The 17,177-nt window shown below is 38.2% G+C and carries 10 protein-coding genes; 9 read left to right on the plus strand and 1 reads right to left on the minus strand.

The features are described from left to right. The first annotated feature begins 379 nt into the window (after positions 1 to 379). From H5115_RS16815 to H5115_RS16840, 6 genes are all read left to right on the plus strand, one after another. Positions 380 to 1,297 (plus strand): carbohydrate kinase, encoded by a 918-nt coding sequence (locus H5115_RS16815; protein WP_182756420.1) that lies wholly within the window; start codon positions 380 to 382, stop codon positions 1,295 to 1,297. Between the two features lie 231 nt (positions 1,298 to 1,528). Further along, entirely contained in the window at positions 1,529 to 4,471 is a 2,943-nt protein-coding gene (locus H5115_RS16820) for a SusC/RagA family TonB-linked outer membrane protein (protein ID WP_182756422.1), read from the plus strand. Between the two features lie 29 nt (positions 4,472 to 4,500). Next, positions 4,501 to 6,210 carry a RagB/SusD family nutrient uptake outer membrane protein gene (locus tag H5115_RS16825; protein ID WP_182756423.1) on the plus strand — a complete coding sequence of 570 codons (1,710 nt, stop codon included), beginning with the start codon at positions 4,501 to 4,503 and terminating at the stop codon, positions 6,208 to 6,210. A gap of 59 nt (positions 6,211 to 6,269) precedes the next feature. Then, positions 6,270 to 7,607, plus strand: coding sequence for a sugar porter family MFS transporter (locus H5115_RS16830; protein ID WP_182756425.1), 1,338 nt, complete (start codon positions 6,270 to 6,272; stop codon positions 7,605 to 7,607). Beyond that, on the plus strand, positions 7,594 to 9,606 hold the full coding sequence (locus tag H5115_RS16835; protein WP_182756427.1) for a glycoside hydrolase family 32 protein: 2,013 nt from the start codon (positions 7,594 to 7,596) through the stop codon (positions 9,604 to 9,606). Before H5115_RS16830 ends, H5115_RS16835 begins: the two co-directional genes overlap by 14 nt. Positions 9,607 to 9,666: 60 nt before the next feature. Beyond that, positions 9,667 to 10,872, plus strand: coding sequence for an oligosaccharide MFS transporter (locus H5115_RS16840; protein ID WP_182756429.1), 1,206 nt, complete (start codon positions 9,667 to 9,669; stop codon positions 10,870 to 10,872). Here the strand turns inward: H5115_RS16840 and H5115_RS16845 are convergent. Beyond that, positions 10,853 to 11,848 carry a LacI family DNA-binding transcriptional regulator gene (locus H5115_RS16845; protein WP_182756431.1) on the minus strand — a complete coding sequence of 332 codons (996 nt, stop codon included), beginning with the start codon at positions 11,846 to 11,848 and terminating at the stop codon, positions 10,853 to 10,855. The genes H5115_RS16840 and H5115_RS16845 overlap by 20 nt on opposite strands. A gap of 230 nt (positions 11,849 to 12,078) precedes the next feature. Between H5115_RS16845 and H5115_RS16850 the strand changes: the two genes are divergently transcribed. From H5115_RS16850 to H5115_RS16860, 3 genes are all read left to right on the plus strand, one after another. Then, positions 12,079 to 12,321, plus strand: coding sequence for a YfhL family 4Fe-4S dicluster ferredoxin (locus tag H5115_RS16850; RefSeq protein WP_182756433.1), 243 nt, complete (start codon positions 12,079 to 12,081; stop codon positions 12,319 to 12,321). A gap of 220 nt (positions 12,322 to 12,541) precedes the next feature. Continuing rightward, a complete protein-coding gene (locus H5115_RS16855) occupies positions 12,542 to 13,240 on the plus strand; it encodes a metallophosphoesterase (RefSeq protein ID WP_182756435.1) in 699 nt (232 codons plus the stop codon). A gap of 413 nt (positions 13,241 to 13,653) precedes the next feature. After that, on the plus strand, positions 13,654 to 16,581 hold the full coding sequence (locus H5115_RS16860; protein ID WP_182756437.1) for a TonB-dependent receptor: 2,928 nt from the start codon (positions 13,654 to 13,656) through the stop codon (positions 16,579 to 16,581). Positions 16,582 to 17,177 lie beyond the last annotated feature (596 nt).

Below are 17,177 nucleotides of genomic sequence, written 5' to 3' on the forward strand. Positions count from 1 at the left end.
ACTATTATTGTTGTGTCTGTGTGTGTTTAAGTTGTTGAATATACTTTTTTAAAGTATTTGTTTATTTAGCTTTTTCTATCGTCATAGAGTAACTTTTTATAAACAACGTTGTCTTTTTGGGTGGCGTTATATTTATTTCCACAGCTTTTCTTATTGTTGCAGAGTAACCAACCTCAAATAAACAACGTTGTCTTTTTTTAAGGTAGATGGTATCTTTATTTTTTGCAACATGAATTTTACATAATAATCTTAATCATGTTGCGAGAACAACTTTACTATTCGTCGCCATTTCCCTGACTTGGCTCGAAGATATCGTTGCTGATTTATGGTGTAAAAACTTATTTGGCAAATGACCTAAATATTATAAGAGGGCAACTCGGTGAGTATTGTAATAAGCAAAAAAAGAGCTAAAGAAATCAATTTAACATGTTTTGGTGAAGTGCTATGGGACTGTTTTTATTCTGGAAAGCGTTTAGGTGGTGCGCCATTAAATATGTGTTTTCGCTTTAATTCACTAGGTTTAAAAGCGCATATGATTAGTGCGGTTGGAAACGATGAATTAGGTCAAGCATTACTATCTGAAATTAACGAAAAAGGGCTCTCTACAGAATTAATTTATGTTCATGAATCTAAGCCAACTAGTATTGTCGAAGTGGTACTGGATAAAAATGGTTCTGCTCAGTATCAAATTGTTACAGATACAGCTTGGGATAATATTAGTTTAACTGAGCAGATCAGGAGTACAGTTAAAAATACTGATATTTTTGTTTTTGGCAGCTTAATTGCTAGAACTGAGGGGTCTTTTAATACTTTAAATCAACTTCTAGCTGACACGAACTTTAAAGTTTTTGATGTTAATTTACGTGCACCTCACTATCAATTAGAAAAATTAGTCGCTTTAATGAATCAAGCTGATTTCATTAAGCTCAATGACGATGAGTTATATGAGATTGCTAAGTTAATGGGGAGTAAATATCATTCACTTGAACAGAATTTAGCATTTATAGCTAAACAAACACATACAGACTATTTATGTGTTACCAAAGGGAATCACGGGGCTTTGCTGTCTATAAAAGGTAAAAACTATTATAATTCTGGTTATCACGTTGATGTAGTAGATACGGTTGGGGCTGGGGATTCATTTCTAGGCTCACTTATATATCAACTCTGCATGGAAAGCCCACCACAACAGGCTATAAATTTTGCTTGTGCTGTTGGGGCAATGGTCGCTCAACAGCAAGGGGCTACGCCGATTTTATCTCATCAATTAATAAATGCTTTTATTGAACCGCAATAAAGAATAATAGCGCCTTAGAGTAAAGGTATCCTAAAAGAAATTGTAATTTATGTTGAAGTTATGTTTTCTTAGTGTTAAAAAGACAACGTTGTCTAAAATATTCTGGAGCTGTTAGCGCTTTACTCACCTAGTAGAGCTTTTAACTTTGGGGATTATTTAAAAGTTAAAAGACAACGTTGTTTAATATGTAAGTATCTACCTTAATGAATTTGACAAATGGGGACACACACAATGCAAAGATTTCGCAAAAAGCAACTTGCTACGAGCATAAGTACTGTATTAGTAGGTTTGATCTTACCATACAGTTCTATAGTAGCTTCACAGGAAGCACCAGAGCCAGCAAAGGGGGATGGAATTGAAGTTATCGAAGTTTCCTATGGTTATGGCAGTGTTAAAAAAGATGATTTAACCGGCGCAATAAGTACGGTTAAGTTGGAAGATGTCGTTGATATGCCCTCTGGTAATATCATGCAAAATCTACAAGGTAGAGTGCCTGGCTTACAAATTACAACTAATGGCTCTCCTGACTCTACTGCAACGGTAAGGATACGTGGTCAAGGTTTAGGACCACTTGGAAATAACGACCCGCTGTATGTAATTGATGGTATTCCTACAAAATCAGGAATGCATGAGCTTAATAGTCATGATATTGCTGATATTCAGGTTTTACGTGATGCCGCAGCCGCAAGTATATTTGGTGCGCGTTCAGGTAACGGTGTAATTGTTATTACAACAAAAAAGGGCAGTGAAGGGCTTGATTTTAATTTTTCAGTTAATCAGTCTCAAGATGACTACAGCTATGACCTAAATCCACTCAATACTAGACAACGTGGGCAGGTTGTATGGCAGGCGGCTGTTAACGATGGTTCAGATCCAAACGCAGCAAGCCCTTTATACAGCTATGATTGGAATGGTGACTACAATAACCCTCAATTAAATTCAGTGATCATTCCTACCTATACAGATCCGCAACAAGTTCAGCGTCCTGCTGACACTAATTGGTTTGATGAGGTTACTCGCACAGCTAAGGTCACAGATCTTAATTTTTCATTATCAGGCGGCTCTGAAAACGCCTCTATTTATAGTTCCTTAGGTTACTTTAATTCAGAAGGTGTTGTTGATGGATCGGAGTTTGAACGAATTAGTTTTAGGGTTAACTCTGATTACCAACTAACCGATAAATTAAAAGTGGGTGAAAACTTCACTGTCACTAATCAAGAATCTAACTTAATAAATGCCCGAGCGGGTGAGATTTTAGGTCTGGCAATAGAACAGCAATCTATTGTGCCTGTGTACAATGATGAAGGTGGCTGGGGTGGGCCTGTTCCTGGTGTTACTGATCGTGATAATCCTGTTAGAATAATTGAAATGAACCGCGATAATGTTAGTCGTTTCAATAAGTTGATGGGTAATATATTTGTTGAATATGAAGCTATAGAAGGGTTAACCCTAAAAAGCACCGTGGGCCTTGATTATGGTCAATATTACTTTCGAAACTATACCCGTGCTTTTCAAGCTGGTTCATTGAACTATGGAGATCAGCTTTCAGTGACTGAAAACTGGAATAGCAGCTTCACTTGGACAAATACAGCACAGTATGATTTAGACGTTGGTGATAATCACAGCTTTGTTTTTTTAGCGGGTACGGAACAAATAGATTATGAGTACGAAGGTTCGGTAGGTTTTGGTTCTGGTTTTGCCTCTGATGATCGTGACTATGCACATTTATCACAAGCAACGGGAGATGTGCGTGTTGAAGGTGATGGTGACAAGTGGTCACTTAATTCTTATTTTGCTCGAATGGACTATAATTATGATGATCGCTATCTGGCTGGGCTTACAATTCGTCGCGATGGGTCGTCACGTTTTGGTAGTAATAACAGTTATGGTAATTTTCCTGCGGCTTCAGCTGGCTGGGTTGTAAGTAATGAATCATTTTATGACATTGAGTTTTTAAGCACCTTAAAAGTACGAGCTAGTTGGGGTAAAACAGGTAATCAAGAAATTCCCACTGACGCAACATATACAACCTATCTTAGTCGTTATGCTACGCAATCATTGTTTACTGACTTACAAGATGAAGGTACCGCTTATGATATAGGCGGTGCAAATGGTGGAACGCTACCATCAGGTTTTGTTAAGGCACAAACAGGCAATGATGACCTAAAATGGGAAACGTCAACGCAAACAAATATTGGCATTGATTTTGGTATGCGTTATGACACGATTTACGGCAGCATCGATTGGTTTGAAAAAACCACTGAAGATATCTTAACGCTTACTAACCCTATCGCTACGCTTGGCGAAGGCGCTCAACAATGGGTTAATGGCGGCACAATTGAAAATTCAGGGTTCGAATTTATTATTGGTTATGCTGATTACCTTACATTCGATAGCTTGGATGATGATATTGATGTTGATATAAGTTTTAATGTTTCCTCCGCTAAAAATAAAGTTGTTTCCTTACCTGAAGATGTAGTGAATTCTTTTGGCGGTAATGGAGCTGATAAAACTATCGTCGGACACTCAATTAATTCAGTTTATGGTTATGTTGCTGACGGTTTATTTCAAAACCAAGCTGAAATTGATGCCCATGCAACGCAATCAGGTGCCGGCTTAGGAAGAGTGCGTTGGAGAGATCTTGATGGCAATGGCGTCATTGATGAGAACGATCAGACATTTTTTGCTGACACTGATCCTGACTTTATGTATGGCTTGAACATGAACTTCAAGTATAAAAATTGGGATTTCACTATGTTTTGGCAAGGTGTTAAAGGCGGCCAAATTCGTAATGGTTGGCGTGGGTTCACAGACTTCACTTCACTCAATATAGGTTCTAATTACGGGGATCGTGTACTTGATGCTTGGTCAATCAATAACACTGACACTGACGTTCCTGCTTTAACTGCCATTGATAATAATGGGGAAGGTCGTCAATCAAGCCTGTTTTGGGAGGATGGAACTTACCTTAAATTACGTAACTTATCTATAGGGTACAGCCCCGATGAGCAATGGTTGAGCCAATACGGTATAAGCTCTGCGCGTATTTATCTACAAGGTAGTAATTTATTAACAATTACACCTTCTGGGACGCTTAGCCAAGATCCAGAAACACCAGATGGTACTTTCCCTATTCCAAGACGTATCACGTTAGGCGTGAACCTTTCTTTTTAATTAAAACGACAACGATACGAGCACAAATTATGAATAAAATTAAAACAGTTTTTGCAGCGACAGCATTGGCCCTTTCTGTAGCGTCGTGTGGTGGTTCTGATCTTGATGTGGCACCATCAGGAGTATTAACACAAGAGCAGGTTTCTAATAGCGAAAATGTAGATGCGTTAATTATTGCAGCCTACTCATATTTAGGTAATGACCATTACACTGCGCCAAACTTTCTTTGGCCGACAGGTAACCTACGTGCAGGTGATGCTCATAAAGGTGGAAACGGGCCAGGAGATATTTTTGCTTATCATGCCTTATCCTTGTATCAACCTTTAGTGCCTGATATGGAGTCTTTTCCGCCAGATCTAATTGACTTGAATAACAAAAAGTGGACGCGTAATTATACAGGTATATCTCGTGCTAATGCCGCTTTGTCTGTTATACAAAATGCTTCACCAGAGATCGAAGATAGTGCAGCTAAACAAGCTGAATTACGATTTATTCGCAGCATTTTTTACTTTGATCTGAAAATTCATCACAAGCATATTCCTTGGATTGATGAGAGCATGAGTCAAGATCAAATATTAACTGCAACTAACCGTGATTTCACGGACCAAGAACTGTGGGATAAGATTGCAGCAGATTTTGAGTTTGCAGCCAATAACTTGCCAAATACCCAAGAGGATGTTGGTAGAGCTTCTGCTTTATCTGCTAAGGCTTATTTAGCTAAAACACTATTGTTTCAGGCCTATGAACAAGATGATTTACACCAAGTAGTTAATATTAATAAGGATAAATTAGCGAAAGTAGTAACGCTTGTTGATGAAATTGAGGCTGTGGGCGTATACGACCTGTTTGAGGATTATGCTGATAACTTTTTATTTGAAAGTGAAAATGGCAAAGAATCAGTGTTTGCCATTCAGCGCTCCTTAAATGACGGTTCACCCGATGGCAGAGGGAGTTGGCCAAGTGCGTTAAACGCGCCAATGGCTGGAGGTTTTGGCTGCTGTGGTTTTCATGTTCCAACTGAAAACTTTGTAAATGCTTTTAAAACCGACGAACAGGGTTTACCACAATTTGAAACATTTAATGACTTTAATTATGACATGACCAGTGACTCTGTTGACCCTCGTTTGGATCATACCGTCGCAATGGAAGGTAAACCGTTTAAATACGATGAAACGCTAATTCATGGTGGTGATAGTTGGGCGAGGGCGCCAGGAATTTATGGCAATTTTACAGCGATGAAAGATTTAGAACATCCTGATTGTAGCTGCCGCGGAGAAAATGGTCCTTTCCCTATCTTCTCGCTTAATACGCCATTGATTCGATACTCAGATGTTCTGCTTTGGAAAGCAGAAGCGTTAATTGAGTTAGATCGATTTGACGAAGCCTTGACTATTATTAATCGCATCCGCTCAAGAGCTCAGCAGAGCACAGGAAAATTATACAATGCGAGTATTTATAACATCGGCTTATACACAAGCTTTGACTCTAAAGTGCAAGCGCGCACTGCATTGCGATTTGAACGCCGCCTTGAATTAGGATTAGAAGGTCATCGCTTTTTTGACTTAGTACGTTGGGGAATAGCAAAAGAAACTATTGACGGTTACTTATCAGTTGAGGCTGTTAGAAAACCTTATTTAGTTGACGCTATTTTTACCAAAGGGAAGCATGAGTATTTACCTATTCCAAATCAGCAAATGATTTTGAGTGGTGGCTCTTATACACAGAACCCAAATTACTAATCTGTAGGCGAAGGTGAGCCTAGCTCACCTTCGGCAACATTAAGTCAAAAAGAGTCATTATGAAAAAAATTATTTATTGGTCAATAACGGTCGCTGTAGCTGGCTTTTTATTTGGCTTTGATACGGCGGTTATATCTGGAGCAGATAAACCGATCCAAGCCTTGTGGAATACAAGTTCGTTATTTCACGGTTTGTTTATCATGTCGTCTGCATTGTGGGGAACATTACTCGGCGCATTAGGTGGAAATTATCCTTGTGATAAGTGGGGTCGAAAACCAACGTTAATTTTAGTTGGCGTGCTATTTTTTATTTCAGCACTTGGATCTGCAATGGCTCAAGACCCTTATACTTTTGCCTTGCTAAGATTTATTGGCGGAATTGGAGTCGGTATTTCATCAATTGTTGTGCCTGCCTATATCTCAGAAATTGCGCCAGCCAAGTTTCGTGGTCGCTTAGTCGCTCTTTATCAATTTCAGATTGTGTTTGGTATTTTAGTTGCGTTTGTTTCTAATTTTTTAATAGCGGGTACGTCAGCGATTGATTGGCGCTTAATGCTTGGGGTTGAGGCTATTCCGGCTTTAATTTATTTACTAATGATTTTAAAAGCACCTGAAAGTCCTCGTTGGTTGATTCAAAAGAAAAATCAAATAAGTAAAGCGCGGTCAATTTTGATTGATTTAGGTGAAGCACATCCTGATAGCGTTTTAGCGGCGATTGAAAGTGATAAAAAACAGCATACAGAGTCAAAACTGTTTGGTGGCGCTTACAAAAAAGCTGCTTGGTTTGCATTTCTATTTGCTGCTTTCAACCAATTATCAGGTATTAATTTCATTATTTATTATGCACCACGTGTTTTCGAACTCGCGGGTTTAGATGTTAACCAATCTTTATTGTCTGGTGCTGGTATTGGTATGGTTAACTTATGCTTTACCATGATTGGTTTATCTTTAATCGATAAATTTGGACGCCGTTCGCTGATGTACATAGGGTCAATCGGTTATGTTCTTTCGTTAACTGTTATCGCATGGGCGTTTAGTACGGGGACTGGTGGTTTGACGGTTGTTGCGTTTGTCTTTGTATTTATAGCGGCGCATGCGATAGGCCAAGGAACCGTGATTTGGGTCTTTATTGCTGAAATTTTCCCTAACACAGTACGTTCAAAAGGGCAGTCTCTAGGCTCAGGTACACATTGGTTTTTTGCTGCTGCTATTACACTATTTATGCCATTTTTCTTAGAGCAATTTAGCCCAGCAGAAGTCTTCGGTTTTTTCACTTTAATGATGTTAGGGCAATTGATTTTTGTTGCTTGGTTTATGCCTGAAACAAAAGGGCGCTCATTAGAGGACATTTCACTTAATTCAAAAGATAAGCATGGAGTATTAGATGCGGACGGTTAATTTAATTTTAATTTCATCATTTTTAACGGCGTGTGGTATGAATAATCAGACTAATGATAGCACCCAAAAACTAGTTGAGCAGCCTGATACAGAGTTGTTTCGTCCTGCATATCACTTTACACCACCTAAAAATTGGATGAATGATCCCAATGGTATGGTGTACTACCAAGGCGAATTTCACCTTTTCTATCAACATAATCCAGGTTCATCAGTTTGGGGCCCAATGCATTGGGGGCATGCTATAAGTAAAGATATGGTTCACTGGGAGCATCAAGAAATAAAGCTTTATCCAGATGAGCATGGAACAATATTTTCTGGTAGCGCTGTAGTTGATTGGCAAAACAGTAGTGGTTTTGGCAGTAAAGAAAATCCACCTTTGGTTGCGATGTATACCTATCATGATGAGGAAAAAGCTGCACAAGGAGCGATTGATTTCCAAACTCAAGGATTAGCATACAGTGTAGATAAAGGGCGCACGTGGCAAAAATATGAAAATAATCCAGTTTTAAAAAACCCTGGCATTCGTGATTTTCGTGACCCCAAAGTAAACTGGCATGAACCAACTCAGCAGTGGACAATGGTGCTTGCCCAGGATGATCATATTGGTTTTTATACATCAAAAAACCTAAAAGATTGGCAGTTTGAAAGTAATTTTGGACTGGAGTGGGGGAGTCACGCTGGAGTATGGGAATGCCCAGACTTGATTCGAGTGAAAGTAGAGGGAACGGATCAATATAAATATGTTTTATTAGTTAGTATTAATCCAGGGGCACCAAATGGTGGCTCGGGAACACAGTACTTTGTTGGCGATTTTGATGGAAACCAATTTACTTTGGACGAAGAATATCAGCAGAAGCTGGCTTCTACACCTGCTGCCTTTCCTAAAGGGCTAAATTTTTCAGACTTTAAAAATGGCTTAAGTAAATGGCAGGTAACAGGTAATGCATTCCATGTAGAAAATGACCAGCAAGGAAATGCAGTGCTCAGTTCTTTTAATCAATCAGATAAAGTAACGGGTACGATATTATCTCAGCCTTTTACAATCAACCATGACTATATCAATTTTAAAATAGCTGGTGGAAAGCATGAAAATAGCACCGTAATGCAACTATTAATTAATGGTGAAATAGTTAAAAGTGCTAAGGGGGATAATTCAGGTAATATGGTTGAGAGAGCTTGGGATGTTAGTAATCTTAAAGCTAAACAAGGACAAATAAAAATTATTGATACCGAGGAAGGTGACTGGGGGCATGTCAAAGTTGCAGATATAACGTTCTCAGATGAAGCGGCCAAAGCAAAGGTTGAACCTTCAATTTGGTTAGATTATGGTACTGATAATTATGCAGGTGTAACTTTTTCTGATACTCAAGAGAATCGTCATTTGTTTATGGGGTGGATGAGTAATTGGCAATACGCTAATGTTGTGCCAACAACTACATGGCGTAGCGCTATGACAATTCCCCGAGAACTAAAGTTAGTGGATACGCCTCAAGGGATTCGTGTAGCATCAGAGCCAGTTAAAGAACTACAAAGCGTTCTGTCCGAGCCTCAAATTAAAGCTAAGCTCACGGGTAAAAATAGTTATCAACTTGATGAATTATTTAATATTATCCCAGGGCAGTTTAAATTTAGTTTTAACTTTATAAATGACAACCAAGCTGTTGATATTATATTGAGTGCTGACTCAGGTGAGCAGACAGTGCTAACACTTGACCCTGTGAAGGGGGTTATGACCTTAGACAGGACGCAGGCAGGCTTAAGTGACTTTGAGCCAGGTTTTGCATCCATTCAAACGGGACCACTCGACAAAGGTCTTAAGCAATATGATATTGAAGTATGGGTTGATAAAGCCTCAATAGAAGTATTTGTAAATCAAGGAATAGGTACAATGACATCTATTATTTTTCCAACGCAGGCTTATCATAAAGTGAATGTAAATGCAGCACAGGAAGTATCTCTGAGTGAAATCCAACTAAATAATATTGTTGGAAATAACTAACTTTCGAGCGGCTCTAAAATAATTTAGAGCCGCTATTTTTTGTCTGAGGCTATGCGATTTATGAGTAGCAATTACCGGCTATTAAGTGTAATTTTTTTCGTGTATTTTATGGCATGGTCTTTTTCATTTTCGCTCTTTCCGATTTGGCTTAGTCAAGAAGTTGGCCTTAGTGGCGAAGAAGTTGGTATCGTTTTTAGTATTAACTCACTTATGGCTTTATTTATTATGCCTTACTACGGCATATTCCAAGATAAGTTAGGCCTTAAAAAAACGCTCCTGTATTTTATTGTATCTTTCATGTTGTTAATTGGCCCATTTGTTAATTATGTTTATGAGCCTTTATTACACAACTACTTTTACGTTGCAGTGGTACTAGGGGGGCTGGTTTTTTCATTTGCATTTTTAGCAGGCGTCGGTGTTTTAGAAAGTTATATTGATAAACAAAGCCGAATTGCCAATTTTGAATTTGGAAAAGCAAGAATGTGGGGATCGTTTGGTTGGGCCCTAGCAAGCTATTTTACAGGACTCTCGTTTAACCATGACCCCAATCTAAATTATTGGCTGTCTAGTATTGCTGCCGTTTGTTTAATCGGGTTGTTATTTTTTGTTAAAGTTAACTTACCAAACCAAGACGTATCACAACCTTGTTTTGTTTCAATATCTCGTCAATGCAAAGAGTTTATGGAAATAACAGGTCTTTGGCGGTTGAGTGTATTTGTGGTTGGTGTTAGTTGTATTTATGGTGTTTTTGATCAACAGTTTGCAATTTACTACACGACATTTTTTGCAACACAAGAACTAGGGCGTGAATACTTTGGTTACTTAACATCCGCACAAGTGATTTTAGAAGCTTTTGCTATGTACTTAGCCGTTAAATGGGTCAATAAATTAGGCGTAAAGAGTTCATTACTATTAAGTGGTGTGCTAATGGCGTTAAGAATTTATTTTTCCGGAGTTGTTGAGGATGCATGGGGTATAAGCTTTTTAAAATTAACGCACGCAATAGAGCTTCCGCTAATGCTGATTGCACTATTTAAATATATAAATATGCACTTTGAGGCTAAGTACTCAGCCATGATTTATATTATTGGTTTTCAATTTACGGTACAGCTTATGGCATCAATATTAGCAATTATAGTTGGCGGGATATATGATCAGTTAGGGTATGCGCTAACTTATCAATATCTAGGAATGATTGTGTGTGTGTTCATAGTGGTATCGTGTTTTGTGTTAAAAGCTGATATTGCTAAAAAGAATCTCGTTTGATCAACTTAAACGGTAAATGTTGATGAACAATATCTGTGCGGCATGCAATGAGATATTCCATAGCCCAGCGGCCCATTTCATGATGTGGTAGTGCCATAGTGGTTAAATTTGGTTGTAATAACTCAGGGATGCTGCCCCAGTTATCGAAACTAGCGATACCAATATCTTCACCTATAATCATGCCTTTGTCATGGACTACAAAGTAAATTTCTATCGCCATAGGGTCTTGTCCACAAATTATTGCATCGGGCTTGAAGTTATCAATAATCCTGGCCGCAGACTCTCGAGATGTTGAGCGCTCAACGCCATCATTGTGCGTCACTATAACTGACTCTATTAACAGATCGCTTAATGGTAAACCGTGCTGTTTAAATGCTTTTATTACGCCTTCTTTTCGGCCTTTTGCAGCCACAATGTCTTCATTCAAATTTAGAAACGCAATTCTACGATAGCCTTTATTTATTAATGCGGAAGCAATTTCTTCACCCGCTTGCACTTCATCTGGCACCACGCAAGGTAAGTTATTATCAACTGGGAAACAGTTGGCTAAAATGGTTGGGATTTTTTTTAATTCATCAGAAACTTGAACTGCACGATGATACATAGCTGAATATATAACGCCTTCAACTCTGTATTCTAAGAGGCTTTCTATTGCTCTATCTATACTTTCTTGGCTGTCGTTTACATTAAGAATAAGTAGTTCTTTGTTTGTTTTCCATGCAATTTCTTGCGCACCGCGGATTATATCAAATGTATACGGAACACTGAGCAGCTCATCGGCGATGATCGCATAAATATTGGAGTTTTTCCGCCTTGTTAGGCTTGCAGCTCTGTTCGGGCGATAACCTAACTCTTTAATTGCTTTGAGCACTTTCTCACGATTGACATCTTTTACTGTGGAATCATGATTTACTACACGAGATACAGTTTTAAATGAAACACCAGCGTGGGCTGCTACTTGCTTAATTGTAACCATACTAAAATAATACCTTCTGTGATTAAGAACAGTATACCAGCAGATTGAGTTTTATTTATATGTTTTTATGGCGGTTTTACAATGAATAATGAACATTTTATGCTGTTTAAACTTAAGGCATTACGGTTATTTTTATTGACAGAGATCAACAAAGCAACAAAGATAAATAGGCATAATTAACGGCTGTAATTTTGTGCTAGAAGTACTAGCTCTAATTAATGAGGCTATAAGTGGCTTTACTCATAAATAACAAATGCATTAACTGTGACATGTGTGACCCAGAATGCCCTAATGAGGCTATTTATATGGGCGCTAAAATATACCAAATAGATGGTAGTAAATGTACTGAGTGTGTAGGGCATTATGATAAACCTACTTGCGTAAGTGTTTGCCCTATTGACTGCATAAAGCCCGATCCGAATAAGCGTGAAACCTTGGACGAACTAGCAGAAAAATTTGTGCGGTTAACCTGAAAATAGCTGGTCAGGTATTTTGCTAAGCCGCTTTTAATTTAAGCTAAAAACACTACTCACATTACTTATTTAGGTTGTAGCTAAGGTCCTCTGCCATGCATTTTTAGTTTCAATCAAATCTTATTACCTTCATTAATTATCAACTATATTGTGTTACCTTAAGGCTTTATAAGCTCAAGTATTAATCTAGGTTTTAGATTGCATTCTATAGGAGTCTATTTTGGATATAGGTATTAACGCTATTCAGGCTGTATCTTCAAAACAAGCCATATTTATTAATGATGAGTGCCGAGTATTTGTAATTGGCGATCTTGATGGTGATTTACCGGCCTTAAAAAACGCACTTAATAACGTAAATTTTAACCCTGAAAGAGATACTTTGTTTTGCCTTGGCGATTTTGTTGATCGCGGGGATAAAACATATGACTTATTTACATACTTACAAGCCATTAGGGCATGTATGATATTAGGTAATCATGAGCATTTAATGTTGGAATCATTATTAAGTAATGATAAAGCGGCTTTTAATTTATGGACTGATAATGGTGGTAATTGGCACAAGTCGGTATCAAGTGAAAAGCTCAGTGTCATGTGCGATGAGTTACTAACTAAACCGCTTTCAATAGTACTTGAGTATCGTGGTTATACAATAGGGTTGTCTCATACATTTGCACAATCGTGGGATTGGGAAAATTACCCTGATGATAAATCGCTAATCGTGCAATCTTTATTGTGGGATCGCGAAGTAGTTAAACAAAATAAGGTAGTTAAAAGTCATGGAGTCGACTTTTCAATACATGGACATAACTCAACTAAAGCGCCTTTTTGGGTTGGTAATAGTTATCATATAGATACAAATTATTATGGTGGAAAGCCTACACTCTTAGAGCTTTCAGAGGTTATTGCTACGCTTGATTAACCAAGCGCTATTTAGCAATTGTTACTTCTTTCAAATATCATCCGGCAGTTTTGCTTTTTAAAGTATAAACTGCTGACTACCACATCTAATTATCCCCTTCGTATTTTTGTATACACTTTATGATGATTTATGCACCGTAATTATTTTATTAAGCTATTAAATTCAACAAAGCCTCTCTTAGCTTGTTAATTAAGAGTGGTTTTGATGTGTGGGTTGGATTTTAAGTTTCATTCAATAGGTATTAATACAGTTATATGAGATGTTTATTTAGTTTAATATTGATGGTTAACAAACGGTTAAGTTTGGCTGTGTAGAATTGGCGCAAATTTGCCATTACGTAACATAATTACGTAAAAGGATTAACTATTTGCTTTAGCTTGTGCAAAGCAAGTTTAAATGGAACAGCCTCTCTCATGTTATTAACACGCCATTTTTCTCTCCCTTTTTCAAAACTTTCTAAATCATCACTTTATTTATCTGTACTTTCAGCGCTTGGTTCAGGTTACGCCTATGCAGATCAAGAAGCTCTAAATGCAATAAATAAAAAAGAGATGGAAGTAATAGAAGTGCGCGGAATACGTTCCAGCATGGCCGAAAATTTAGATGTTAAGCGTATGTCTGGCTCAGTAGTTGATGCAATTACCGCTGAAGACATTGGAAAGTTCCCTGATAAAAATGTGGCTGACTCATTGCAACGTGTTCCAGGTGTGGTAATTGAGCGTGATGGCGGGGAAGGTTCATCTGTCAGTATTCGTGGTTTATCGTCAGAACTTACTTTTACACAGCTTAATGGTAATTTTATAGCATCTTCTCCGGGGGAGCCTTCGCGTTCGTTTGATTATGCTTTGTTACCGTCTTCAATGATTGAAAGCGTCGAGGTTTATAAATCGCCAGAGGCACGCTTAGATGAAGGTGGGGTTGGTGGCACTGTATTAATGCACAGCCGAAAACCTTTAAATATGGATGCAAACTCGGGTGTCTTTAATATCGAGAGTACTTACGCTGATGTTACAAAAGAGTACGAACCCCAGTTTACGGGTTTATATTCATGGAAAAACGACAACGAAAACTTTGGTGTATTAGTTGGCTATACCTATCAGGAACGGACAAACAGAACGCTTTCGGGCGGTACTAATGCTAATGTATGGCGCTATACTGGCACTGGGCAAACAACAGATATACATGGTAATACAGTTGATAACAATAACGGTTGGGATACTATTAATGATGCAAACGGCAACAGTTACGATGGCGTTTGGTTTCCGCAAGTTGTTCGAGGTTCTGTTCTTAACGAAAAACGTGAGCGCGAAGGGATTCAATTTAGTTCACAGTGGCGACCAACAAATCGTTTAGAGCTTGGCTTTAATTATTTTGGTTTTACACTTGGGCAAGACAGAACAGAATCTGTGATTGATATACCAGAGTGGTCTTTAAATCCTGATTTTTTAACGGATGTAAACCTTGATGAGTCGGGCACTATTGTTACTGGTATGCAATACGATGCAATGGTAAGTGGTGTCGAAAATGATATGCAATTTCCGTGGATGCGTGGCAGCTACGTACGCGAGGAATCTACCTCCGATACCTTTGATTTTAATTTAACCTATGAAGGTGATAATTTTAAAGCGCGCTTTGTAATTGGTAATACACAATCAGAGGGCGGCCCAGAAGAAAGCTGGGAAGCGGCGTATAAAAGTTCTAACGCGGGCGAAAACGCAGCCACTATTCAAAACGCAGCTCAAACGGCTGGCTGGTCGCTCAATCAAAATAATGTGTCACTTAATATCGACCCTAATACATTAGTTAATTTACAAAATGGAGTTGGAGGCGGTCGTGATGCGGGCTCTTCAAACTCAAGCTTTGTACGCAGTGAGCTAGAAGAAGATTACTACCAAGCTGATGTGGATTTTTATGTTGATTGGGGCTTTTTAAAAACAATTAGAACCGGTGTTAAGTACCGCAACTCAATTCTTCACCGTGAAACCGGCAACACCTTCTTTTTAGATCCAAATTTTGATATTGCTGCAGGGGAAGCAAGTGAGCAAGGTATTACCCGTTTTGATAGCTACCAATGGAATGGTGGAATGCCATTAGCTCAAAATGTATTTACTAGTGAGAATAATATTGCAGGTGGTTTTGATATAAACCAAATGCCAAGTATCGACTGGAATAAATACCGCGATATGGTCACTGCTAGTTATGTACCTTATACGCGCATTGAAGATAATTTTGTTTACGATATAGAAGAAAAAATATCGGCTTTTTATATACAAGGTGATTTTGAATTTAGTGAAGTAAGAGGTAATTTGGGTGTGCGTGTTGTGCAAACAAAAACACTTACTTCATCTACTGACTTATATACCTACCAATTAGATCACACAAATGATGAAACAGGTGAGCCAGTAACAGGTGACGCTCGTTTTGTAGAAGACTATCAATTAGTTTCTCAGCAAAATAAAGACACTCAAATATTACCAAGCTTTAATATAGCGTGGGATGCAACTGACGATTTAGTTATTCGTGGGGCAATAGCTAAAGTAATATCTCGTCCTGACTATAGTGATTTAGGTGCGCAGCAGCGCATTACATTTGTATCAGATGAATGGGCAGAAGATAGAGCCGCATTTAACGAGCTTCCTGGTTTTAGCGGTAGTGGCGGAAATAAAAATTTGAAACCATTTGAATCAATTCAAGCCGATTTATCTATTGAGTATTATTATGGCGAAGGTTCAGCTGTTGGGCTGGCACTTTTTCATAAAAAAGTAGATAACTTTGTTGTGCCACTGGTGATCGACGTAGAGCAAAACTTTGCTGGTAAAAATAATATAGTGGATGCAGGGACTATTAATATAGCCCCTTACAGCACTGTAGGTAATGGCACCGATGCAGTATCAAAAGGCACGGAAGTATTTATTCAGCATGCCTTTGATAGTGGTTTTGGCTTTTACGCAAATTACACTTATAACAAAACCAATAAAGCAGATGTAACAATTAATGGTGAAGAATTTGGTCAGTCGGCTTTAATAGGTAGTGCAAAGTATCAGTACAACACCTCTGTTTATTATGAGGGAGGTTATTTTAATGTACGTGCTTCTTATAATAAGCGCGGCGAAACAGTACTCGGTTTAAATAGCGGATTAAATGTATACCAAGACCCTTACGAACAAATCGATGTAAATGCATCTGTAAATTTATACGACGGGCTTAGCCTTACCGCAGCGGTTATTAATTTAACTAAATCTGAATCAGTAACGCGTTTAGGAAATGACACCGATGCGCGATTACTCAATACTAGCTACTCAGGTCGTCGTTTTTACGCGGGCTTTAACTATAGCTTTTAGATAAATGACTTAATAGCTGGTCTGTAGACAGTCTTTTTTGATAGCGCAGGCCATAACAAACACTTTAATAGGCGTTAAATGTTAATAAAGTGCTAGTTATGTTGTGTTTTTAATGCGTTTAGCTCAAATTCTCAGCGAACAGTGCTTTATTTAAAGTTTTGTCAATAAAACGCTTGCGTAAAAATCTGTTCTCCCTATAATGCGACCCCACTGAGACGGGAAACGCCGAAGCATAGCAAGGCACGAACTACTCACAGAGTTAAATAAAACTTCGGTTTTAAATCTTCCAAAAGAAAATTTAAAACTAAGTGTTGACTCGAAAAATAAAGGGTGTATTATTCGCATCCCTTGAGGCGCTAAAGCGACTCAAAACGTTCTTTAACAATATAAAGCAATCATCTGTGTGGGCACTCGTGCAGATTGAGTTCTAACAGCTAAGCTACTTAGGTAGCGAGGCAAACAAATTAGAGCCTCAATTGAAAACTGAGTGACCAACAGAAGTAACTTATTTATAAGTTGCTTCGGCACAGTCAATTCAATATCGAAAGATATTAAAAAATTCAGAATTCATTGAGCTGTCGAAAGACATAAAACTT

This window comes from Pseudoalteromonas sp. SR44-2, assembly GCF_014163745.1.
GTDB classification, from domain to species: Bacteria; Pseudomonadota; Gammaproteobacteria; order Enterobacterales; family Alteromonadaceae; genus Pseudoalteromonas; species Pseudoalteromonas distincta.